This is a genomic window from Mycoplasma sp. 13536 (genome assembly GCF_055523495.1).
Genome location: NZ_JBVFVC010000001.1, coordinates 408,701 through 432,809 on the forward strand (window position 1 = coordinate 408,701; position 24,109 = coordinate 432,809).

Annotated in this window: 27 protein-coding genes and 1 pseudogene; 27 read left to right on the top strand and 1 reads right to left on the bottom strand. The window is 29.1% G+C overall.

The genetic code is table 4. From position 1 onward, the window contains the following. The first annotated feature begins 76 nt into the window (after positions 1-76). The 26 genes and pseudogenes from AC0B4N_RS01610 (at position 77) to AC0B4N_RS01735 (ending at position 18,606) form a co-directional block, all read left to right on the top strand. The gene (locus AC0B4N_RS01610) at positions 77-2,581 is read left to right on the top strand and encodes a hypothetical protein (protein ID WP_465102157.1); all 2,505 of its coding nucleotides are present in this window, start codon (positions 77-79) and stop codon (positions 2,579-2,581) included. 227 nt (positions 2,582-2,808) lie between these two features. Continuing rightward, on the top strand, positions 2,809-4,467 hold the full coding sequence (locus tag AC0B4N_RS01615; RefSeq protein ID WP_465102158.1) for a ribonuclease J: 1,659 nt from the start codon (positions 2,809-2,811) through the stop codon (positions 4,465-4,467). A 1-nt stretch (position 4,468) separates the two neighbouring features. Next, the gene (locus AC0B4N_RS01620; protein WP_465102159.1) at positions 4,469-5,659 is read left to right on the top strand and encodes a hypothetical protein; all 1,191 of its coding nucleotides are present in this window, start codon (positions 4,469-4,471) and stop codon (positions 5,657-5,659) included. 1 nt (position 5,660) lies between these two features. Continuing rightward, positions 5,661-5,999, top strand: a complete 339-nt coding sequence (locus tag AC0B4N_RS01625; RefSeq protein ID WP_465101289.1) for a thioredoxin family protein — start codon at positions 5,661-5,663, stop codon at positions 5,997-5,999. A 193-nt stretch (positions 6,000-6,192) separates the two neighbouring features. Then, positions 6,193-6,501: a 30S ribosomal protein S10 gene (gene rpsJ, locus AC0B4N_RS01630; protein WP_465101290.1), complete on the top strand. Its 309-nt coding sequence runs from the start codon at positions 6,193-6,195 to the stop codon at positions 6,499-6,501. Between the two features lie 20 nt (positions 6,502-6,521). Then, positions 6,522-7,181: pseudogene (gene rplC, locus AC0B4N_RS01635) on the top strand (50S ribosomal protein L3); the annotation flags it as partial. Between the two features lie 131 nt (positions 7,182-7,312). Further along, a complete protein-coding gene (gene rplD, locus AC0B4N_RS01640) occupies positions 7,313-8,089 on the top strand; it encodes a 50S ribosomal protein L4 (RefSeq protein ID WP_465102160.1) in 777 nt (258 codons plus the stop codon). A gap of 2 nt (positions 8,090-8,091) precedes the next feature. Next, positions 8,092-8,559: a 50S ribosomal protein L23 gene (gene rplW / locus AC0B4N_RS01645; protein ID WP_465102161.1), complete on the top strand. Its 468-nt coding sequence runs from the start codon at positions 8,092-8,094 to the stop codon at positions 8,557-8,559. A 116-nt stretch (positions 8,560-8,675) separates the two neighbouring features. After that, positions 8,676-9,521: a 50S ribosomal protein L2 gene (gene rplB / locus AC0B4N_RS01650; protein ID WP_465101293.1), complete on the top strand. Its 846-nt coding sequence runs from the start codon at positions 8,676-8,678 to the stop codon at positions 9,519-9,521. After that, positions 9,521-9,799 (top strand): 30S ribosomal protein S19, encoded by a 279-nt coding sequence (gene rpsS, locus AC0B4N_RS01655; RefSeq protein WP_099309244.1) that lies wholly within the window; start codon positions 9,521-9,523, stop codon positions 9,797-9,799. The genes rplB and rpsS overlap by 1 nt, the downstream gene beginning before the upstream one ends. Then, on the top strand, positions 9,799-10,143 hold the full coding sequence (gene rplV / locus AC0B4N_RS01660; RefSeq protein WP_465101294.1) for a 50S ribosomal protein L22: 345 nt from the start codon (positions 9,799-9,801) through the stop codon (positions 10,141-10,143). The genes rpsS and rplV overlap by 1 nt, the downstream gene beginning before the upstream one ends. Further along, positions 10,143-10,793: a 30S ribosomal protein S3 gene (gene rpsC, locus AC0B4N_RS01665; protein ID WP_465101295.1), complete on the top strand. Its 651-nt coding sequence runs from the start codon at positions 10,143-10,145 to the stop codon at positions 10,791-10,793. Before rplV ends, rpsC begins: the two co-directional genes overlap by 1 nt. Then, positions 10,793-11,209: a 50S ribosomal protein L16 gene (gene rplP / locus AC0B4N_RS01670; RefSeq protein WP_099309247.1), complete on the top strand. Its 417-nt coding sequence runs from the start codon at positions 10,793-10,795 to the stop codon at positions 11,207-11,209. The genes rpsC and rplP overlap by 1 nt, the downstream gene beginning before the upstream one ends. 3 nt (positions 11,210-11,212) lie before the next feature. Further along, positions 11,213-11,407 carry a 50S ribosomal protein L29 gene (gene rpmC, locus AC0B4N_RS01675; protein ID WP_465101297.1) on the top strand — a complete coding sequence of 65 codons (195 nt, stop codon included), beginning with the start codon at positions 11,213-11,215 and terminating at the stop codon, positions 11,405-11,407. Next, on the top strand, positions 11,407-11,667 hold the full coding sequence (gene rpsQ, locus AC0B4N_RS01680) for a 30S ribosomal protein S17 (protein WP_465101298.1): 261 nt from the start codon (positions 11,407-11,409) through the stop codon (positions 11,665-11,667). Before rpmC ends, rpsQ begins: the two co-directional genes overlap by 1 nt. Further along, entirely contained in the window at positions 11,667-12,032 is a 366-nt protein-coding gene (gene rplN / locus AC0B4N_RS01685) for a 50S ribosomal protein L14 (protein ID WP_465101299.1), read from the top strand. The genes rpsQ and rplN overlap by 1 nt, the downstream gene beginning before the upstream one ends. Before the next feature lie 9 nt (positions 12,033-12,041). Beyond that, positions 12,042-12,374: a 50S ribosomal protein L24 gene (rplX, locus tag AC0B4N_RS01690; protein ID WP_465101300.1), complete on the top strand. Its 333-nt coding sequence runs from the start codon at positions 12,042-12,044 to the stop codon at positions 12,372-12,374. Positions 12,375-12,380: 6 nt separating this feature from the next. Beyond that, positions 12,381-12,926: a 50S ribosomal protein L5 gene (rplE, locus tag AC0B4N_RS01695; protein WP_465102162.1), complete on the top strand. Its 546-nt coding sequence runs from the start codon at positions 12,381-12,383 to the stop codon at positions 12,924-12,926. Further along, positions 12,926-13,111, top strand: coding sequence for a type Z 30S ribosomal protein S14 (locus AC0B4N_RS01700; protein ID WP_465101302.1), 186 nt, complete (start codon positions 12,926-12,928; stop codon positions 13,109-13,111). Before rplE ends, AC0B4N_RS01700 begins: the two co-directional genes overlap by 1 nt. Before the next feature lie 2 nt (positions 13,112-13,113). Continuing rightward, positions 13,114-13,509: a 30S ribosomal protein S8 gene (rpsH, locus tag AC0B4N_RS01705; protein WP_465101303.1), complete on the top strand. Its 396-nt coding sequence runs from the start codon at positions 13,114-13,116 to the stop codon at positions 13,507-13,509. Positions 13,510-13,517: 8 nt separating this feature from the next. Continuing rightward, entirely contained in the window at positions 13,518-14,060 is a 543-nt protein-coding gene (gene rplF, locus AC0B4N_RS01710) for a 50S ribosomal protein L6 (protein WP_465101304.1), read from the top strand. A 21-nt stretch (positions 14,061-14,081) separates the two neighbouring features. Further along, positions 14,082-14,432, top strand: coding sequence for a 50S ribosomal protein L18 (gene rplR / locus AC0B4N_RS01715; RefSeq protein WP_465102163.1), 351 nt, complete (start codon positions 14,082-14,084; stop codon positions 14,430-14,432). A gap of 2 nt (positions 14,433-14,434) precedes the next feature. After that, positions 14,435-15,115 carry a 30S ribosomal protein S5 gene (rpsE, locus tag AC0B4N_RS01720; RefSeq protein ID WP_465102164.1) on the top strand — a complete coding sequence of 227 codons (681 nt, stop codon included), beginning with the start codon at positions 14,435-14,437 and terminating at the stop codon, positions 15,113-15,115. Positions 15,116-15,117: 2 nt separating this feature from the next. Then, positions 15,118-15,558: a 50S ribosomal protein L15 gene (gene rplO, locus AC0B4N_RS01725; protein ID WP_465101307.1), complete on the top strand. Its 441-nt coding sequence runs from the start codon at positions 15,118-15,120 to the stop codon at positions 15,556-15,558. Between the two features lie 251 nt (positions 15,559-15,809). Continuing rightward, entirely contained in the window at positions 15,810-17,834 is a 2,025-nt protein-coding gene (locus AC0B4N_RS01730; protein WP_465102165.1) for a S8 family serine peptidase, read from the top strand. Next, entirely contained in the window at positions 17,821-18,606 is a 786-nt protein-coding gene (locus tag AC0B4N_RS01735; protein WP_465102166.1) for a hypothetical protein, read from the top strand. Before AC0B4N_RS01730 ends, AC0B4N_RS01735 begins: the two co-directional genes overlap by 14 nt. A gap of 98 nt (positions 18,607-18,704) precedes the next feature. Here AC0B4N_RS01735 and AC0B4N_RS01740 read toward each other — a convergent pair whose 3' ends face one another. Then, on the bottom strand, positions 18,705-20,123 hold the full coding sequence (locus AC0B4N_RS01740) for an ICP22 family protein (protein WP_465102167.1): 1,419 nt from the start codon (positions 20,121-20,123) through the stop codon (positions 18,705-18,707). Positions 20,124-20,974: 851 nt separating this feature from the next. On the opposite strand from AC0B4N_RS01740, the gene AC0B4N_RS01745 reads away from it, so the two are divergent. Further along, complete coding sequence (locus AC0B4N_RS01745) at positions 20,975-24,109, top strand: type I restriction endonuclease subunit R (protein WP_465102168.1); 3,135 nt, start codon at positions 20,975-20,977, stop codon at positions 24,107-24,109.

Sequence of the window (24,109 nt, forward strand, 5' to 3'; positions counted from 1 at the left end):
TTGGTTTGGAGTATAATTTTTTTGCATCAAAATAAAACTTATTTTAATGCAAATTTAAATACACAAAGGAATATTTATGAAAACGAAATTACTTTTAATAACTGTTGGTTCGATATTTGCAACTAGTACAGTTATTGCTGGAGTTACGTTAGGTATTTTAAATAAGCCTACTAAAGATACTCCAGAGCAACAAAGAGAAAAAGAAAGAATTGTTTCATTAACTAATGAATATGACTCTTTATTAAGTACAGCAAATGAGAAATTAGGTTCTCAAAACTCAGAAATTCAAGTTATTAAAAATGAATTGCCAGAAAATCCAAATGCAATTGATTTACAAACAGCTATAAATAAAATTAATAACCTAATTCTCGCTAAAGATCAAGAGAATTATAATATTGCTAAGACATCTTATGATAAAGCATTTGAAAATGCTATAAATGTTTTAGGTGAAAATAATTCTGAATTTCTAACTATTAAAAACCTGCTTCCTGCCAATCCAACATCAGCTGAGTTAGCAAATGCTACTCAAAAGATTAATGTAATTGTTAATGCAAAATCAGAATATGACAAAATTTTAAAACAAGCACATGGAGTTTTAGATGAAGCTGATAAGCAAAAAGTTAATGAAATTAAAGATGTTTTACCTGAAAATCCAACCTCAAATGATTGAATTCAGGCTGCGGGTAAAATCAAAAATATTTTATTAAATTCTGAATATAATAAATTAGTTAAGCAAGCTAGTGAAAATACCAATTTAATCCAAGAAGATAAAACCAAAATTGAAGAAATTAAAGCACAAGTTCCAACAACTAATCCAAGTTCATCAGAATTACAAAATGCAATTAATAAACTTAAAGATATTTTAGTAAAAGATGATTATAATAAACAAAAACAAAAAGCACAAGATTATTATGGTTTAAATCATCCTGAACTTAAATCAATTATCGATTCATTACCTACTAATCCCACAACTGCTGATTTTGAATCAGTATTAGACAAAATTAAGGCTTTAGTTAATATAAAAGAAGATTATAATAAATCCCTAAATGATTCTGAAACCTTAGATGAAGAAGATAAAGCTAAAGTTGTGCAAATTAAAAATCTGCTTCCTACCAATCCAACATCAGCTGAATTAGTAAATGCTACTCAAAAGATTAATGTAATTGTTAATGCAAAATCAGAATATGACAAAATTTTAAAACAAGCACTTGAAGTTTTAGATGAAACTGATAAGCAAAAAGTTAATGAAATTAAAGATGCTTTACCTGAGAATCCAACCTCAAATGATTGAATTCAGGCTGCGGGTAAAATCAAAAATATTTTATTAAATTCTGAATATAATAAATTAGTTAAGCAAGCTAGTGAAAATACCAATTTAATCCAAGAAGATAAAACCAAAATTGAAGAAATTAAAGCACAAGTTCCAACAACTAATCCAAGTTCATCAGAATTACAAAATGCAATTAATAAACTTAAAGATATTTTAGTAAAAGATGATTATAATAAACAAAAACAAAAAGCACAAGATTATTATGGTTTAAATCATCCTGAACTTAAATCAATTATCGATTCATTACCTACTAATCCCACAACTGCTGATTTAGAATCAGTATTAGACAAAATTAAGGCTTTAGTTAATATAAAAGAAGATTATAATAAATCCCTAAATGATTCTAAAACCTTAGATGAAGAAGATAAAGCTAAAGTTGTGCAAATTAAAAATCTGCTTCCTACCAATCCAATATCAACTGAGTTAGCAAATGCTACTCAAAAGATTAATAGAATTATTCTTGATTCTAATTACAATAAGACTTTAGAAGAAGCAAAAGCTACTTATGGTGAAAATAATGCACAAATTAAAACAATTACTGCTAAAATTTCCGATAATTCTTCTAGTTCTGAAGTAATTCAAGCAATTAATGAACTAAAAGAATTATTAAAGAAAAAAGAAACAGAGCTAAATTCTGAATTTAGCAGAATTGCTAAAATAGTTGATGACAATTTTGCTAATAATACAGAATTAGCACGATTAAAATCTGAATTAAGTGAAAATGCTGATTTAGCTAAGTTACAGGAAGTTAACAAAAAACTAAAAGAACTTTGGGATAAACTAAGACTTGAAGAAGGTAAGAAAGAAGAAAATAAACTAAATATAGCTGGTAATGATAATAAATTACAACTATTTGTGCAACCAGGGGGCAGTGGTAGAGATTTTAATATTGTATTTAGTGGTCAAAACTTTATGAGACGCTTTCATAATAGATCTGATGCTTACATAAGAGTTATGAATACAAAAGACAATATTACTTATTTCACTTTAAATTTTAATAGACACAATTCTAATTTTATAAATAATGATACTAAAATAAACTTTTCAACTGACCTTAATGGACCAAATAAACGTAATTACAACCGTGATTTTTATATAGATAAAGTGATTATACAAACAAATAAAGAAACTATAGAACTTCCATTAGAAGGTAAAGTACTTAAATTTAATGCTTCAAAAGAAACGCAAACAGTTAATTTACGTACTATACAGGAAATTGAAGAAAGTGAAAAACAAAAGCAAACAACTTAAAATTAATTTTCAAAATAACGAGGTTGCACTCGTTATTTTTCGTTAAATAAAATTACTAATACTTGATTTATGTTTCAATATAAAAACTATTTAAATATTCATCAGTTTACTCAAAGGTTTTGTTGCATGAATTCTTAAACATATGTTATAATAAAAAATAATAAATATTTGCATTTATTTAGACATTTAATTTAAATTATTTAATAATAATAAAAAAAGGAGCAAACATGGAGAATGTGAGAATTTTTGCCCTTGGGGGGCAAGATGAAAATGGTAAAAACAGCTATGTTTTTGCTTATAATGAAGATTTATATTTAGTTAATAGTGGTGTGAAAATACCTGTTAATGCAGAGAATGGTATTGATACAATTATCCCTAATTTTGAATATTTAGAAAAAAACAAAAAATATATCAAAGGTGTTTTTATCACTGATGTTAGAAATGAAAGTTTTTCGGCACTTCCTTGATTATTAATGAAAGTGGCAGGTTTAAAAATTTATACTTCAGAATTTAGTAAAGATATTATTATTGATCGCCTTGAAAAATACAATATCAAACCAAGTAGTTATAAAATTATTATAATCACTAAAAAAACTAAAATAGGTAGAATTTATGTGCAGCCAATTGCATTATCTGGAAGTGTGCCAGGCAACCTTGGTTTTAGTTTTATCACAAAAACTGGAGATTATGTCTTTATGTTTAATTATTTAGAAGGAGATTTAGGTCTTTTTGGTAAATCATGATTTTTACATTTACCAAAACTATTTTCAGGTCGTAAAGTGAGGGCATTAGTATCAGATGCTGGTAAAACAAATTATGCTGGTAAAGCATATGAGCGTTTTAGTTTACCTGAAAGTATTACAAATACTTTCAGAAGAGCTCGCAAAGACCAAAGAATTATTTTTGGAGCTTTTAGCGAGGATATGGTTAGTTTACATAATATTTTAAACTTAGCTTTGAAATATAAAAGGCCTGTTGCTGTATATGGTAAAAATTATTGGACATTACTTGAAACAATGCAGAGGATAACTGTCAATCAACAAGATGCTATGAAATTACCAACAAGTATTGATTATCGTGAGATTGAAAAATATAATAATGTGGTAATTTTAGTAACTGGTTCACCAGAAAGGTTATATAACAGACTTTTAAAAACTGTTGCAGGCGAGGATTTATATTTAAGTTTCAAAAAAAATGATCATTTTATTATGAATACTCCAATGGTCAATGGTTTAGAATCAAAAGTTAGTTATATTCTTGATGAAATAGCCAGAATTACACCACACGTAATTGAAATTCCTGATCAAAATTATTTTTATTGTCGTCCATTTCGCGAAGACATTGTTAGTTTAGTAAAATATTTACAACCTGATTATTTTTTGCCATCCCAAGGTCTATTTAGATATTTAACTGATTGTGCTGATGTAGTTGATGGTATTGAAAATAGCAAAACTAAATCAATTGTAATTTTAAATGGAAAAGTATTACATTTTCAAGGCGGGATTAAATTTTCGCAAAATGCGAAAATTAAAGAAGTAAAAGACGTTATTGTTGATGGATTTGGAGTTGGTGATATCTCCTCTGAAGTTATCGCTGAGCGAGAAGTATTAGGACGAGAAGGAGTGATTATTATTAATGCTCAATATAATCCTAAAACTCGACAAATTGTCAGCTATTTAAATATAAAAAGCATTGGTGTAATTGATGAAAATAAAGTGAATTGGTTAAATGATTTAATTAAGCAGGTTTTTATTGATTTACTATCTAATCGGGTTTACACCTCAATGTATGAAGTAAATGAGAAAATTCGTAAAACCATTCGTAAGAAAATTTTTAAATTAACTGATAAAGATCCGCTTGTTGCCTTAACACTACTTCCGGTATAAAATGAAATTAAGCAAATTTTATAAATTATTAAAGATAAGTTTTGTTGAGAAAGAACTAAACTTTACACGAAAAGCTCCTAAAAAAGAACTTTTATACCAGTTTGTAAGTTTATTGTTGTGAACATTTAGTTTTTTATGCTCAATTTCTTTTGTGTTTTTATCACCAAGTTATGAATTTAAAGTTTTTTATATTTTTAGTTATGGACTATTGTTTGGTGGTTCTATATGGTTTGTTTTAATTTTATGGCTTATAATTTTGTTTGTAAAACTATTTAATAAAGGACTTGAAAATAAATGTTTTGCTTGGTTAAATAAACGTTTTAAAGTTTCATGGTGAAATTTTAAAAAACAATTATTTAAACTTATCTTTGTAAGTTTTGTTTTAATTTTGTTAATTTATCATTTGGTTTTACATTTTGTTAATGTTAATCTTAAAGAATTTGATTTTAATTATGATAAGTTTCAAAATATTTATTTATACGGATGATGGGATAAATTTTATAATGTGGGGTTTATTAATTCAAATTCAACAATTATTGAAAATTTAATTAATCATTATTTAATAAGTAATAATATTGGGTTTTTATTTGATTCAATTTTGAACTTACTATATGTAATTTCATTTTCGTATATTTTAGCTTTAGTTTGTATTATTTTGATTACTCTATATTTAATCAAGCTCTTATTTTTTCCAGTTTTACGAATTAAAACAAAAAATAAAGTTATTTTTGCTTTTAATTTATCATTATTAAATGAAAGAATAATGTTAACAAGTTCTAAAAAGTTTTATACTTATTCAAAACAAACCAAAATGTTTTATGAGTTTTTAATTTTCTTAGAATCCAAAATCATTAATTTTAGATTAAAGGATGGTAAACTAAAAACACTTTTAAAGGAATTAGATTCTCATCCAGTACAAGACTATTTAAAAGAGTTTTTAGATAATGAAAATACTGAAAACATAGAACTTATGCAAATACAAACAAATAACAATGTACATGATGAATTAAGTTTAGAACTTGATTTATCTGATTCAATTTTTCAAACTAATCCATTTGAAAAAGGTGAAATTTTAGAAGAAAAAACACCAAAAATTAATGTTATTGAAAATTCTGAAAGTAGTATAATTAAACCAAAGCAAGGTGAAATTCATTGATTAGATGAAATATCACCAATTAACAAAGGAGAATAAGATGTTTAAGAAAATGCTTTGAAAAGATGCTGAAAATTACATTAATAATACAGCAAAACATGATTTAACTTTCCTTACATTTACCGCTGAATGATGTGGCGATTGTAAAATGATGAAAAGAACCTTTGACAATTTAGCTGAAAAATTTAGTGATCGCAGTGAAATTACCTTTATTAATGTTGATGCTGAAGAAGCTCAATTATTAAGAGATCCAACCACCAAATGAAGAGTTTTAAAGGTTCCAACTATGATTCTATTAAAAGGACAAGAAATCATTGAAAAAGGCTTTGAATATGTTCCAGAACAAGTCTTAACGTACTGAATTGAGAAGCAATTCTAGGCCCCGATACACCAAAAACAGTTATCAAAAAATAAAATAGGAAAAAAATTTATTTTTTCTATTTTTTTATTATAATAGATAGGAAACTATAACAGTGAACTATAAGGTTGTTAACATAACATAAGTTGTTGAGGTTGTGTTAAGTTTTTATAGGGAGTTATGTTCATTAAATATAGAACGGAGGAAACAACACATGAGCAAATTAAATATTAAAATCAAAGGATTTGACCACGTTACTGTAGACCAAGCTGCTAAAAAAGTTTACTTAGCGGCTAAAGAAGAAGGCGCTAAAGTTAGTGGGCCAATTCCGTTGCCTACAAAATACCAAGAAATCACAATTTTAAGATCAGTGCACGTTAATAAAAAATCACGTGAACAATTTGAAAGCAGAACACACCAAAGATTAATTGTTATTAGCGATGCTAATGCTAAAACAGTTGATAAACTTCAAAGATTAGAATTGCCTGTTGGTGTAGGAATTCATGTTAAAGAAACAAAATAAACAAAAATAAGGAGAATTAAATGAAAGGAATCTTAGGACGTAAGATTGGTATGACTCAAATCTTCAGTGAACAAGGAACTAGAATACCTGTTACTGTGATAGAAGTACAACCAAATGTTGTATCTAAAGTCTTAACAAATTACAAAAATGGTTATGTTGCAACTCAATTAGCATCATTTGATAAAAAAGACAGCAGATCAAATAAACCTGAAAAAGGTCATTTTTCAAAAGCAAATACAACACCTAAGCGCTACGTAAAAGAAGTTCGTGAAATGTCAGGATACGAACTTGGACAATTAATAAAAGCTGATATTTTTGCAGCTGGTGAATTAGTAGACGTGACAGGTGTTTCAAAAGGAAAGGGTTTTGCTGGAACAATTAAAAGACACAATCAACACATTGGACCTAAATCACACGGTGGTGGTGGTGGTTCACAACCAGTAAGACAAACAGGATCTCTTGGAGATATATCTGGAAACAGAGTTTTCAAGGGCATGACAATGCCTGGACACCTTGGACATGTTAAAACAACAGTTCAAAACTTAGAAGTAATTAAAGTAGATGTTGAAAACAATTTACTTTTAATCAAAGGTTCAATCCCTGGACCAAAAAAATCATTTGTAGTAGTAAAACAAGCTGTTAAAGGATTGCCAAACCGTGAACAAGTTAAACTTGTTGATGTTGTCGAAGTTGTTAAAATGAATGAATTAGTTGAACAAGCTAAAAAGTTTGGTATTGAAGTTAAAGTTGGAATGCATTCAGATGAACTTGAAGCATTAATTAAAGAAGCGGCTGAAAAAGGAGACAAATAATGGCTGAAACTAAAAAAACACAAACCAAACCAAAAACAAGTGCAAAACCTGCAGTTAAAAAACCAGCTGTTAAAACTTCAACAGCTAAAACAGTTAAACCTGCTGCAAAACCAGTTGTTAAAAATGAATCTCCAAAACCAAAAACAACTAAAGTTTCAATTCAAAAAGACCTTAATGTTAAAAAAGTTGAATTTTCGGCTAAATTACCATTAAACTTATTTGGAAGTGAAAAAATTTATGAACAAGCGATTTTCGATTCTATTTTATCTGAAAGAGCTTCAAGAAGACAAGGTACTCACCAAGTTAAAAACCGTGCTGAAGTATCTGGTAGTGGTAAAAAACCATGAAGACAAAAAGGAACTGGCCGTGCTCGTCACAGCTCAAGACGTTCACCAATTTGAGTTGGTGGAGGGAGAGCCTTTGGTCCTCAAGCAAACAAAAATTACTCATTGAAAGTTAATAAGAAAGTTAAATATGCAGCATTTGTATCTGCTTTAACATTATTAGCTCAAGATAAATCTGTATTGGTAGATGATTTAGCATTAGAAAGAATTAAAACACAAGATTTAGTTAAAAAGTTAGAAGGTTTCAAAGTAAATCACCTAAAACACATTTTAGTAGTTAATGAAAATACACTTGTTTACAAATCAGCGCAAAACTTACAAAATGTTAATGTTGTTAAGGCTAACTCAATAACAGTTGAAAACTTAATTGGTGCAGATATTATGATTGTTTCAAACGAAAGTTTAGAAATCTTAAAACAAAGAGGTAGATAATTATGGAATTAACGAGAATTATTAAATCACCTATTCTTACTGAAAAAACAGATAGATTAAGATCAAACGACAAAAAACCTGTTTATGTTTTTAAAGTAGACTATGCTGCTAATAAGTTCCAAATTAAAGAAGCTGTTGAAACAATTTTCCAAGTAAAGGTTGAATCAGTAAACACTATTAAAGTTGACAAAAAACCTAAAAAAGTTGGTCGTTTCAGTGGATTTACAACTCGCTACAAAAAAGCATTAGTAACTTTATCTGAAGGAACATTAAATTACTTACCTTCAACCAATGATGCTGCTAAAGTTGTAAGCGAAGAAGAAACTGCTAGAAAAGAACAAAAAGCTAAAAAAGCTTCAGACGTTGAAGCAAAAGTTGCTAAAAAATTAGCTGCTAAAAAAACAGTAGCTACAAAGCAAGCAACAACTAAAGCTAAACCAGTACAAAAACGTAAAGTGGGTGGAGAATAAGATTTTGCCCAAATATTGTTAAAACACAATATTACAAATATTAGATTAAAGTTAAGCGGAATTTAATGCTTAAAAGAAAGATCCGCAACTATTTTTAAGCAAAGGAGAACATAAATATGGCAATGAAATATCATAAGCCAACTACTAACGGTCGTAGAAATATGTCTTCTCTAGATTTTAGACAAAATTTATCAGGTCATGCACCAGAAAAATCATTATTAGTTAATTTAAAAAACAATGCTGGTCGTAATAACCAAGGTAAAATTACTGTTAGACATCATGGAGGACGTGTTAAAAGATTCTACAGATTAGTAGATTTCAAACGTAATAAAGATAATATTCCTGCTATTGTTAAAACAATTGAATATGATCCAAATAGATCAGCAAACATTTGTTTATTAGCATATGCAGATGGAGAAAAAAGATACATCTTAGCTCCAAAAGGCATTAAAGTAGGACAAGTTGTATATTCAGGTGAAAAAGCAGATATTATGGTAGGTAATGCATTACCATTAACATTTATCCCTGAAGGAACATTTGTGCACAACATTGAAATGCAACCTGGAGGTGGAGGAATTATTGCGCGTAGTGCTGGAGTTTCTGCACAAATCCTAGGTAAAGATGATGACGGGAAATACGTTGTCTTAAAATTAAAATCAGGAGAAACTCGTCGTGTATTAGCACGTTGCCGTGCAACAATAGGTGTTGTTGGAAATGAAGAACACTTGCTTGTTAATGTTGGTAAAGCTGGAATTAACAGACATAAAGGAATTAGACCTACAGTTCGTGGTTCAGTTATGAACCCTGTAGACCACCCACACGGAGGAGGGGAAGGAAAACAACCAGTTGGTCGTAAAGCTCCTCTTACTCCATGAGGAAAAAAAGCTCTTGGTGTTAAAACTAGAAAAACTAAGAAATCTTCAAATAAACTTATCGTAAGAAGAAGAAAGGATGCTAAATAATGGCTCGTAGTTTGAAAAAAGGCCCATTTGCCGATGACCACTTATTAAAAAAAGTTGATGCTATTGTTGAAGGCAAGGCACCTAAAAAGCCAATTAAAACATGATCAAGACGTTCAACAATTTTCCCAAGTTTTGTTGGTTTAACTTTTGCAGTTCACAATGGAAAACAATTTAATGAAGTATATGTTACAGATGATATGGTTGGACATAAATTAGGTGAATTTTCACCAACTAGAACTTTCTCTGGACATGGTGCAGATAAAGGTAAGAAAAAATAATGGCAAGACAACAAGCAAAAGCACACGTTAAGTTACAAAGAGTTAGTGTTTCAAAAGCTAAATTAGTTGCTAACTTATTTAGAGGAAAAAACGTTGATTTAGCTCTTGGTATCTTATACAACACAGCTAAAAAATCTTCTAAAATATTCATTAAATTATTAAACTCAGCAATTGCAAATGCAACAAACAACCACGGAATGGATGCATCAAAACTATACGTAAAAGAAGTTTATGTAAATGAAGGTCCAACCTTAAAAAGATTTCAACCAAGAAGTCGCGGAAATGCTTATTCAATTTTTAAACGTACATCTAATTTATCAATTGTACTAGAGGAGAGAAACTAATGGGACAAAAAGTTAATCCTAATGGATTCCGTTACGGAGTTACTAAAAAACATAATTCTACTTGATTTGCTGATAAAGCAAACTTTGGAAACTTATTAGTAGAAGATGCTAAAATTTATAAATTCTTTGATAAATTAGTACGTCAATACCAATTAGGTAAGGTTCAAGTTAGAAGAAGCAAAGATAATAAAATTACAGTTTTATTACACACCACAAAACCAGCAGCTATTTTAGGTCAAGAAGGTAAAAATATTCAAGAATTAACCTTACAATTACAAAAATTCCTTAAAAACAGACAAGCTAAATTTAACTTACAAGTTATTGAATTAAAACAACCTGATTTAAATGCAAGATTATTGGCAGAAATGATTGCTACTAAGTTAGAAAATCGTGAAAGCTTCCGTTCAGCTCAAAAGATTGCTATTAGGTTAGCGATGAAGTCAGGAGCTAAAGGTATCAAAACCATGGTAAGTGGTCGTTTAAATGGTGTTGATATGGCACGTTCAGAAGGTTATTCTGAAGGAGAAATGAAATTACATACTTTAAGACAAGATGTTGATTATGCAACAGCAACAGCACGTACAACATATGGTGCTATTGGTGTTAAGGTATGAATTTCACTTGGAGAAATTTTAGGAGGTGATAAATAATGTTACAACCTAAAAGAACTAAATATAGAAAACCATTTTTAGTGAAACATGATAAAAGAAAAGCAACTAAAGGTAATACTGTGGTTTTCGGTGAATTTGGGCTTCAAGCTGTAACATCAGCTTGAGTAACAGCTCGTCAAATTGAGTCAGCACGTATTGCTGCAACTCGTAGAATGGGACGTGAAGGAGATGTTATCATTAGAATTTTCCCACACTTCTCAAAAACTTCTAAGCCAATTGGTGTACGTATGGGATCAGGTAAAGGTGCACCAGAATTATGATATACAGCAGTTAAAGTAAACACAATGATGTTTGAAGTAAGTGGAGTTTCTGAAGAAGTTGCTCGTGATGCATTGCGTCTAGCAGGACACAAATTACCAGTTAAATGAAAAATAGTACAAAAAGGAGATAATTAAAATATGTCTTACGCAGATTTAAAAAAGAAATCAGTTGAAGAATTAGAAACTTTAGTTTTAGAACTTAAAGCAGAATTATTCTCCTTAAAATACAAAAATTCAATTGGTGATTTAAAAGAAACCCACAAAATTAAAGAATTAAGAACCAACATAGCAAAAGCCCTTACTGCTTTAAATGAAATTAAAGGAGCTAAATAATGATTAGAAACGCAAGAAAAACATTAACAGGAACTGTTGTTTCAGCTGGTAAATCAGCTAAAACAATTATTGTAGCAGTCGATACATACAAAAAACACCCATTATATTCAAAACGTTTTAAATCAACTAAAAGATTTGCTGTACACGATGAGAATCAAAGTGCTAAATTAAATGATATTGTTGTCATCATGGAAACTAGACCACTTTCTAAAACTAAACGATTTAGATTAGTATCAATTTCAAAAGCAGGTAATGAATAATGTTACACGAACTATCAAGAGCTAAAGTTGCTGATAATTCAGGTGCAAAAGAAATTGGTGTTATTCGTGTTTTAGGTGGATCTAAAAAGAAAACAGCTAACATTGGTGATATTATTGTATGTTCAGTTAAAAAAGCTATTCCTACTGGAATGGTAAAAGAAGGGCAAGTTGTTAAAGCAGTTGTTGTGCGTTCATCATACGGAATTCACCGTAACAATGGTACATACATTCGTTTTGATGACAATGCAGTTGTAATACTTAAAGAAGATTTAACACCACGTGGAACACGTGTGTTTGGTCCCGTGGCACGTGAATTACGTGAAAAATTCCCAAAAATTGTTTCATTAGCACCAGAAGTTTTATAGGAGGAAATTATGGCTAAAATTAAATTTAAGAAAAATGATGAAGTTATAGTTATTGCCGGTAAAGAAAAAGGAAAAATCGGAACAATTGAAAAAGTATTACATGAATCACAAAGAGTTGTGGTTAAAGATGTTAACATTGTTAAAAAACACAACAAGCCAACGCAACAAAACCAAGATGGTTCAATTACAGAAATAGCTGCTCCAATCCATGCTTCAAATGTTGCATACTTAGTTAAAAAAGCTTCAAAATCAAAAGGTAATCAATTCTCAAAACTTGGATACAGAGTAAATGCAGATGGTAAAAAAGTGAGAGTTGTAAGAAAAACTCAGAAGGAAATTTAGTAAATTATGTTAAAACAAAAATATTTAGAAAAAGCTGTTCCTGCTCTTAAAGAAAAATACAACTACTCATCATTAATGCAAGTTCCAAGAATTGAGAAAGTTGTTTTAAATATGACTGCTGGTAAAGAAGTATCAAATTCAAAGGCTATTGAAGAAGTATTAAATGAATTAACTTTAATTTCAAGTCAAAAACCATTTGAAACTAAAGCCAAAAAATCAAACGCTTCATGAAAATTACGTGAAGGTATGCCTATGGGGGGAAAAGTTACCCTACGTAGAGAAAGAATGTGAGAGTTCTTAGAAAAATTAATTAACATTGCATTGCCACGTGTGCGTGACTTTCGTGGTGTTAACCCTAAAGCATTTGATGGTAGAGGAAACTTTGCTTTAGGTATTAAAGAACAAATTATTTTCCCTGAAATCGAATTTGACAAAATTCGTCGTATTAAGGGATTAGATGTATTAATTGTTACAAGTGCAAATACTGATGATGAAGCAAGAAGCTTATTAGAACTTCTTGGTGTACCATTCGAGAAAAAAGGAGCTAAATAATGGCAAGAAAAGCATTAATCGAAAAAGCAAAACGTCATCCAAAATTTTCTACCCGTGCTTACACACGTTGTGAATTATGTGGTCGTCCACATGCGGTTTTAAGAAAATTTAAAATTTGCCGTGTATGTTTTAGAAATTTAGCACACGAAGGTAAAATTCCTGGTGTGAAGAAAGCGAGTTGATAATTATGTTTATAACAGATCCGATTTCAGATTTAGTTGTTCGTGTTAAAAATGCAAATGCTAGAAAACATAAATCACTTTCAGTTCCTTATTCAGTTAAAAAAGAAGCTATCGTTAAATTAATCGAAAGAGAAGGGTACATTTCTTCATATTCTGTTGAAGGTGAAGGAGTTAATAAATCATTAGTAATAACTTTAAAATACAAGAAAAATCAATCAGCCATTGTTGGTATTAAAAGAGTATCAAAACCTGGTTTAAGAGTTTATGTTAAATCAGACGAAATTCCAGCTATTTTATCAGGCTATGGTACCGTAATTATCTCAACATCAAAAGGATTAATGACTGGGGCAGAAGCCAGAAAGGAAAATGTAGGTGGTGAAATCATTGCTTACATTTGATAGGTAATTAAATGTCTCGTGTTGGAAATCGTGTTCTAGCAATTCCTGCTGGAACAACAGTTACTGTTGAAGGTTCTAAAGTTACTGTAAAAGGAACATTAGGAACATTAACCAGAGAATTTAGTCAATTAATCTCAGTTCTTGTTGAAAATAATGAAGTTAGAACAGTTCGTGCTAACGAGCAAAAAACTACCAAACAATTACATGGTACAACAAACTCTCATATCTCAAACATGATCTTAGGAGTTTCAAAAGGATTTCGTAAAGATTTAGAAATTAAAGGGGTTGGATATAAGGCAGTTTTAACTGGATCTCAGTTAGTAATTTCTGCTGGTTACAGCCACAACGTTACTTTAAATGTTCCATCAGATGTTAAAGTTACAGTTGCGAAACCAACTGAAGTAGCAGTTGAAGGAATTAATAAACAAAGTGTTGGCCACTTTGCTTCATTAGTTCGTAATGTTAGAAGACCAAGTGTTTATTCAGGTAAAGGTATTTCTTATAAAGGTGAACAAATCAGACGTAAAGAAGGGAAAACAGCTTCTAAAAAATAAGAAGCTTAATAGGTTAAAATTATGGCAAAATTATCAAGAAATCAAGCTAGAAAACAAAAACATAACCGTAGCCGTTACTACATTAAAGGAACAGCTGCTAAACCTCGTCTTAACGTTTTCAAATCACACCAAAACTTATATGCTCAATTAATCGATGATATTCAGGGAGTTACCTTAGCAAGCGCTTCAACTTTAGCTTGCCCTGAATATGGCGGGAATGTTGCAGCAGCAGCAAAATTAGGTGCTTTAATGGGTGAAAAAATTAACAAATTAAAAATTTCTGAAGTTGTGTTTGACCGTGGTGGATATATTTTCCATGGACGTGTTAAAGCATTTGCAGATGCAGTTAGAGAAAAAGGAGTTAATTTCTAATTATGAACGCAGAAAAAGAAACCAAAGTAAATAACACACAACCTAAAACAGGAACTAAAGAGGTTTTTGCTAAAAGAGCACCTAGAGCTCCATTTAACCGTGATCAAAAACCTGGACCTAAAAAAGACGGCGAAAACCAAAAAAGAGAATTTAGTCCAAGAAGAAAAACATTTTCAAAGAACCGTGCACCAAGAGTCGAATCTGAATACAGCGAAAAATTAATTGATGTTGCTCGTGTTACTAAAGTTGTTAAAGGTGGAAGAAGATTTAGTTTTTCAGCATTTGTAGTTATCGGAAATAAAAAAGGTAGTGTTGGATTTGGACATGGTAAAGCAAACGAAGTTCCGGATGCAATCAAAAAAGCTATTAAAGATGCTAGAAACCATTTGGTGACAGTTCCATTAAATGAAAAAACTGGAACAATTCCTCATGAAGTAAATGCTAAATTCTTATCTTCAAGAGTTATCTTAAAACCTGCATCTAAAGGGAAAGGGCTTATTGCTTCAGGGACAGTTCGTGCTGTTGTTGAACTTGCTGGGTATACTGACATCGTTACTAAAACATATGGTTCACGTTCAAAAGCTAATGTTGTTAAAGCAACTGTTAAAGCTCTTTTAACTTTAAGAACACCTGAACAAATTGCAGAGATTAGAGATAAAGATGTAAAGGAACTTAAAAAATAATTATGGCAGTTAAATTACATAATCTAAAATTCACTGAAGGTTCAAGACCTGAAAAACACCGTAAAGGTCGTGGGCATGCAGCTGGTAAAGGGAAACAAGCTGGTAAAGGGCAATCAGGACAAAACAAGCGTAAAGGTCATAGATTAGGATTTGAAGGTGGGCAAACTCCATGATTCCGTCGTATTGGAAAACGTGGGTTTACCAACGTAAATCACGTAGAATACCAAGTGGTTAATTTAAAAGATATTGAAGAAAGATTTGAAAATAATGCAACAATTACCGTTGAATCATTATTTGAAGTTGGTCTTGTAAAAAGACGTTTACCAATTAAATTATTAGGAAATGGTCAACTAACTAAAAAAGTAACTATAACAGTACAAAAAGCTAGCAATTCAGCTCGTGCAGCTGTGGAAAAAGCTGGCGGGACAGTTATTGAAGAATAATTTATACAAAAACTTCCTTGTAAAAGGAAGTTTTTTTAATACTGGCATATTCGTGGCTTAGTATCATTACCATTTTAAGAAAAATACTGTTATATTAAAATATTTGTATAAAAAATTTTTTTGTGGTAATATTGTAATGGGCATATATTAAATACCTTTATATTGTTTTTTAGAAACATCTATTATGTTATTTATAGTTTAAAACAAAAAACAATATTGAAAACTTTTAAATAATAAATAAGGAGATATTTATGAAAAAGAAAATGAAAATTTTTTCTTTAACTTTAATAAGTATAGCTAGCTTAACACCTTTCTTTGTTACATCAACTGTAAAAAAAGAGGTTTCAAATACGATTTGATACGAAAATTTAGAAAGTAATAAATTTGAAGTAAGGAATCAGTCAGTTATTAGAGTTGAGAATAATGGCGATTTAGAAATAAAACCAATTAATAATAATTTTGAACTAAAACTACTTTTAAACCCTGGATTTGAAACCGATAATGAGGATTTCATAAATAAATTTAATAATGAGTTTATTGAGAAGGTTAACAAAAATAAATTAAGATATAAATCTTTTAACTCTTTGACAATGATGCCAGTAGTGTGATTCTTTTTTGAGTCAGAAAACGATAGGGAAAATTTTGTCAGTGTCATAAAGCACTGAAATCAGATTTTTAAATTTATAGTTTTTAAAAATAATATTCAAAATAATGAAGCTCGTGTTATTCATGATTTTGAAAGAATGGGTTCTAGTTCTACTTCCCCCAAAAGAAATGTATATGTTTATGGTGGATATGGAATTGATGCTAATTTTGAACAATACAAGTTAGATGTGTTGAAGAATGCAGATATTGTGAATGCTAAAGATCATCTAAACAATTCCTATGTTAACAAAATAGGAATTGTTGAATCATGGGCCTATCCCTTTGATAGTAAATATAAAGAATATTTTAGAAATGGTATTGAATTAAATGAGTTTACTAATAATTATGATCCCGAATCAAAAACACATTCAACAATGGTATCTATGATTGCTGCAGGGCAGTATGGAATTGACAGGTCTTCTAAAGTATATTTATACTCAATGATAGATGACAACCAATGAATGTCCACTATAGAAAAAATGGTCAAAAATGATGGTATAAAGTTAATTAACCATAGTTATGGACCTTGAATGTCGTATGTTAACAAAACCGGCAATACAATTGAAAACGAAAAATATTTTAATGGTTACAATGAAAATGCCTATTTTTTAGACTATATATCACGTAAGTATGGTGTAATAAATGTTTTTTCCGCAGGAAATAACGGAACAAATGCTAAACATTTAATAGCTGATAAGAAATTATCACTTAATAGTGTAGTCGTTGGAGCACTATCAAATTATGCAACTAAGAAATATGTAAAACATAACTCGGTTGCTTATTATTCAAACTATAAATTAAGGGAGGATTTACACAATCTTTCTAAACCCTTAGTGGTAGCACCCGCATTATTTTATAATCCTGTTTATAATACTAATGCTTACTATGATGGAACAAGTTATGCAGCTCCGGTCGTAACAGGTCTTATTTCTAATTTAATGAAATATAGGCATGATATTAGAAATAGTAATTTTAGGGTTCCGATTGTTAAAGCTATTTTATCAGCATCAGCCGTTACTCCGCAAAGATCAGATTTAAAATATAAAACAAGTGGTTATGAACAAAAATTTGGATCTGGTACAGTTGATTTTAAAGCAATGCTAGAAGCTGCTAATAATTATTCTGTTGTTACTTCTAATTTATCAAAATATAAAGACCATGTCTTTACAAGCAAACAAATACAGTTAGAAAAAGGTCAAAAGATTAAAATATCAAGTTCTTGAATGTTTAATGCTGGAATTTTGAACCAAAAAGAATCTAGACCATGAGCGAGAAATTGATGAAATTCATTTTTATCTTGATTTTCTCCTACTTGATCTGCTGCCGAACAAAAGTGAGATAGTGAACATAAAAATGAAAATCAACTAAGTTTAGTTGGTGTTAAGAATCGAAGTTACAATAATTTAGTTACTAACTATGATTTAAGACTTGAAAAACTCGCAAGTGATGGTACTTGGCATATTATCAGAGAAGTAAAAGAACGACTGACAAACGATGAATTAATTGAATATAAAGTGATTGATTCAGGGATTTATAGATATAGCATTACTAAACCTGGTTACTATCCAGATTCTAATTCTATAGATGATTTAATTGCTGTAACTCATGTGTTGAGAAATGAAAATGAGTAAAAAATTTGTATTTGCATTAGCATCTTGTTTAACACCACTAACTACATTTTCATGTGCTTCATTATTTTCTGAAGAATATTATAAAAACCAAATTCAAGAAATGTACGACGAGATTTTTCCAAAATATAATGATTTCACAAGAGTTGCTGTTTTTGCTCCTAAAGAATGATTAGAAGAAGATCAAAAAACAATTAAAGAGCAATATAGACAAAAAGGTATTGACACATTTAATATTACTTTTTTTAGTATTTACCCACCTTATTTAGAAGATATTAAACAACAAAAATGACGTGCAGCTGATTTTGCTCGAATAACTACTAAAGAAGATTTTGACACTTATATTATAGAAAGGTTTAAAGAACTTAATAAATCTCAAGAATATAATGATAGTAGTAAGATTAAAAAATTATTCGAAGAATTATATTTAAATAACCAAGATGCTTATGAAATTTTGAAAACTAATGACATTTATATAAAAATGCGATCTAATAATATTAAAACCCCGAGAGGTGGATTTATAATCCCAATATATAATAATAATAATCAAGTAACAATTAATACAATATTTTCATATGCTGGACCTAATTTTAATTATAATCAACCTGACCAATACAGACCAGATCCTTCATGAATTTGAGAAGTATTTTTAATTAAAAAGAATTATAATGTTCAATTTCACGCAATTACAAATGAAAGTGGTGAAACGGTAAAAGATTTTAGGGATAAAGTATTAAGGTGATTTACTCAAGAGTTTGCTAAGCATTATTTATAGGAAAATAATAATGTTGAATTTATAATTTAAAAGATTCCTAAGTTCAATTAGGAATCTTTTAAATTATAATTATATTTCTTAATTAAAAATATTTATCTTTAGTTATTTATCATTTTAATATTTTTGTTTTGATCTATAGCGAATTTATACTCTTTATCAAGAAGATTATAACCAGGTTCTTTTGTGTCACTTAGTTGTGTTACTATCCAATTTCCTGGGGTTAACAAATCACCTTCTCTTAACCCAGGGTAGTCGAGAAAAATTATAAAAGTTACGTTTCCACCATTTTCATTTAACTTTTGTTTTGGGTTTAGGCTTGTTGTATCATTATATACTCTTAATCTGTTAGACTCAGGTTCAATATTAATGTTAAAATTACTTTTTTCTAGTTTAAGTCATAAGTCTTTTGTTACAGTTAGTACAAAAAATAAGTAATCCCTATAATGAGAATCCCTATGCACTACTAAATTAGTTATTTTGAATTTTTGTTCTTGCAATTCTTTTTTTGGTTCTGTTGGTGGAATTTGAGATTCATCTGTATTGCTTTTGACAGGGTTTTGAGTTGTTTCATTATTTTGTGCATCTGTAGTATTTTTCTCCTCTTTGTTCTTTGAATCTTTAGTTTCTTCTACATTAGAATTTTCTTGAGGAGTTTCACTGTTAGGAGTTTTTTGTTCTGCACTATCCCCTGGTTGTTCAGATTCATTACCTGTTCCAGTATTTTGGCTATTTCCGCTGTCGCCTGGAACAGCCTCATCGGATGGTGGATTTGGTTTATCTGGTGGTGTTTGGTTTTGAGCTTGTTCTTTATTATCGCCTGATCGAGAACCACTTGGATCTTTAGTATCTTCTGGATTAGATACATTATTTGTGCTATTGTTTGGATTTTCTTCATCTGGTTGTTTTCCGCCGTTTCCGAGTTCTTGTGTTACTGGATCTTTTGGGGTCGGCTTAAGAGATTCTTGGTTACCATTACCATTAGTTGGTTCCTTAGTTGGGTCTGTTGGTGCAGGATCACTAGTTCCTGGATTAGAAGGTACATTTTCTTCTTTTGGGTCTTCTTGAGTATTATTTGTATCTTTTGGTTTTATATCTGAACCAGGTTGTTCTGATTCATTACCTGTTCCAGTATTTTGGTTGTGGTTTCCATTGTCTCTTGCAGGATCTTGGGCTGGTGGATTTGGTTCAGTATTATTTCTGCCAGAATTTTCCGCTTTTAATTGCTTAATTTTAGCATCTAATTTATCTAATAATTCTTTTTTGCTACTTAATTTAGTTTTAGCATTTGTGTCTAAATTATTATATGTACTTAAAGCTTGGGTTACTTGTGCTTCATCATCTAAAGTTACATTGTCTTCAGTTTTGTTTAAAACTGAAGCATAGGTTGTTTTGAATGCTTTTACAACAGTTTCAGCAGGATCAATTGGTTTTTCAACTTGCTTACCGCATGAAACAGTAGAAAAAGTTGTTATGGCTACTAAGTTTGTAGTTATGAGTATAAAATTACGTAATTTCATTATATTTACCTCCATAATGAATTTTTTTTAATAAATTTAATTTTAAAAAAGTATTAAGTTTATGTCTATACTTACAATTATATATATATATATATATATATACCAAGAAAAATGTTAAAAATCTTGTTAGTGTAAAAAATACTATAATATATGATATTTTGTTTAGAAAATTAGAAATTCTAAAATTATTAAATAATAATTTATAAGTTATTATATTTCTCCTCCAGCTATTTCTTTTTATTAGAATTTGTTTAATACTAAAAAAAGGTGAATAGAAAAAGACAGGGAACAAATATATAGTTAAAACTGGAATATTTATTCCCTGTCTAATATAAAGTGCCTCAAATTTTATGGAATATTGGTAAAAAGCATTCAAAATATAATGAAAGAGTATAAAGCGCTTTACGGAAGAATTTAAAAAGTGACCCTTTAATTCATTATATATAAAATATATAAATGATGTAGATAATATATATCCCTACGTTTTATATAGTTTTATTAAAATAGAGTCAAAAGATCCTAGAAGCCAACAAAACCGTTAACTTATTATTGGACACAAAATTCACCTTTTTTTGTAATGCTGTATAATTAGATAGCAATTTAATTTTTAAAGTTTTTTTTGGGTTGTTTTATTGATTAATTATGTTTCAATTATTGCAAACTAAATAAGTTTTATAACCTATTTTTAGCTTTGTTATATTAAAAAACTAAATTCTAGTTTATTTCAAATATAAGTATAAATTATTAAAAATACTTGGCAGTTTAAAACTTGATAGAAAATTTTATATTACTGGCCTAAATTAATAAGCTTTAAAAATTAAAATAACAAAATGTAATCATTAAGGAGAATTATGAAAACTAAGAAGATAATTATAGAAGCAGATGAATGAACATTAGTTGATGACTTTACACCAAGTACAAGCAAAAAAACATCATTTCAAAGTGAAGCACAATTAGAAAGCGAATTAATTAAACAATTACAAGACCAAAAATATGAATATTTAAATATTCATAATAATGAAGATTTAGTGAAAAATTTAAGAATCCAAATTGAAAATTTGAATAATTGCAAATTTAATGATAGTGAATGAAAAACTTTTTTTCAACAAGAAATCATAAAGAAAACTGATTACAATTATAATTATTATGAGACAAAAACTATTCAAGAAGATTATATAAAAACTTTTAGCTTTGAAAATGGTCACCAAGCAAATATTAAATTAATTGATAAAGAGGATATACACAATAATAAACTACAAGTCATTAACCAGTATGAAACTAAGGGAAAGTATGAAAATAGGTATGATGTAACTATCTTAGTTAATGGATTTCCTTTAGTTCATATTGAATTAAAACGTAGAGGGATTCCAATTAGAGAAGCTTTTAACCAAATTAATAGATATCACCGTGAATCATTTTGGAGTGATGAAAGTTCTTTATTTCGTTATATCCAAATTTTTGTAATTTCAAATGGAACAAATACAAAATATTATTCTAATACAACCCGATATAATTTCCTTGAATCACAAACAATTAAAAACCCAAAAGCAACATCAAGTAATTCCTTTGAGTTTACTTCATTTTGAGCTGATAAGAAAAATAAAACAATCACAGATTTATTTGATTTTACCAAAACATTCTTTGCAAAGCATACCATTTTAAATATCTTAACTAAATATTGTGTTTTTACTGTTAATAATAAATTATTAATCATGCGACCATACCAAATTGCGGCAACTGAAGCAATTATTAATAAAATTAAGTTGGCTAAAAATTATAAAGAATATGGCACTGATAAATCAGGTGGTTTTATCTGACATTCAACCGGAAGTGGTAAAACCTTAACTTCATTTAAAACCGCAATATTAGCTACTAAATTAAAAGATAATAATGGAAATAAAAGTATTAAAAAAGTTTTGTTTGTGGTTGATCGTAAAGACCTTGATTATCAAACAATGCTTGAATATGATAAATTTCAAAAAGGTGCCGCTAACTCTAATTCATCTACAAAAATTTTAAAAACTCAACTTGAAGATGATGGTGCACAGATTGTTATTACAACAATCCAAAAATTGTCCAACTTTATCAAAAAATATCCTAGACATAAAGTTTATAATGATGAAGTAGTGATTATCTTTGATGAATGCCATCGTTCTCAATTTGGAGATATGCATAAAGCAATTAAAAGTAATTTTAAAAAATACTATATGTTTGGTTTTACAGGTACGCCAATTTTAGAAGCTAATGCTGCAGGTAGTGGTGGTATTAAAATTTGAACAACTCAAAAGCTCTTTGGTCCAAAATTACATAGCTATACAGTTTTGAATGCAATTGAAGATAAAAATGTTTTACCATTTAAAGTTGAATATGTCAATACTGTTAAAGAAAAAAGTGAGATTGATGAAAAATATGTGCAAGATATTGACAAAGAAGCAGTTTTATTAAATCCTGTTCGTATATCAAATATAGTGAGTTACATTATTGAACACTTTGATCAAAAAACATATCGAAGCAAAAGCTATAAATATTCAATTACAACAAAAGCTCAAACAAAGCAAGAACAATATGTCAAAGGATTTAACTCTATTTTTGCTGTTGCTTCTATAGAAGCGGCCAAAAAATACTATGAGGAATTTAAAAAACAACAAAAAGACCTTCCGCGAGAAAAACAACTAAAAGTTGGCTTGATTTATTCTTATGCTCCAAATGAAGAAGTTAATAATCAAGTTTTATCAGAAGAAAATAGCGAGAGTACTAATGATTTAGATATATCATCTCGTGATTTTCTTAGCAATGCAATTCTGGATTATAATAAGATGTTTAATTGTAACTTCGACACAACAGGTGATAAATTTCAAAATTACTATAAAGATATCTCATTAAGAATGAAAAATAAGGAATTAGATCTCCTTATTGTAGTTAATATGTTTTTAACTGGTTTTGATGCTACAACATTAAATACTTTGTGGCTTGATAAAAATCTTTGAATGCATGGTTTGATACAAGCATTTTCACGTACCAACCGGATTTTAAATAGTATTAAAACATATGGTAATATTATTTCCTTTAGACGTATTGAAAAACGAGTTAAGGATGCTATTGCTTTATTTAGCGATGAAAAAGCTTTAGGTCTAGCTCTTATAAAAACGTTTGAAGAATATTATAATGGATATACAGATGAGGAGGGAAATTACAAAGAAGGTTATTTAGATATTATTAATGCCTTACAAGAAAAATTTTCATTAGATAAATGACCAATTGTTTCAGAGCAAGAGCAAAAAGATTTCATAAAATGGTTTAATGCATATTTAAACATGAAAAACCTACTTGCAACTTTTGATAAGTTCCAAGGAAAAGAAATTTTGAGTGAACGAGACCATCAAGATTATTTAAGCCATTACCAAGATATTAAAGATGAATGAAAGAAAAAACTAGACTCAAACCCTAAAGAAAGTATTCTTGATGATATTATCTTTGAAATGGAATTAGTGAAAGAACATGATATTGATGTTGATTTTATTATGAATAACCTTGCTGAGTACTATGAAAAAGCCAAAGATCCAAAAGAAATTGATGTAAGTGATATTTTTAAATCAATTGAAAGGTTGTTAAATGCTAGCACAGAATTAAGAAATAAAAAAGATTTAATTAAAGAATTTATTGCAGAACTAAATTCAAATAAATCTGAAGAAAGCTTAGATTATAAACAAATCTTAGAACTATGAAATAAATATATTTCAAGAAACCTAGAAAAAGAATTAGATACAATAACAAAAGAAGAAAATTTGAATTATGAAAAAACATATAGTATAGTTAAAGATTGTTTTGAGTCAGGTCCTTCAAAACTATTATATGGCGATGATGTAAATCAAATATTTAATAATAGATCTAGGTTTAGCAAACAAATTGTTAATATCAAAACAAGGAAAGAATTAGTTATCCCTAAGTTGCTTGATTTAATTGAAAAGTATAAAGATACTATGTAA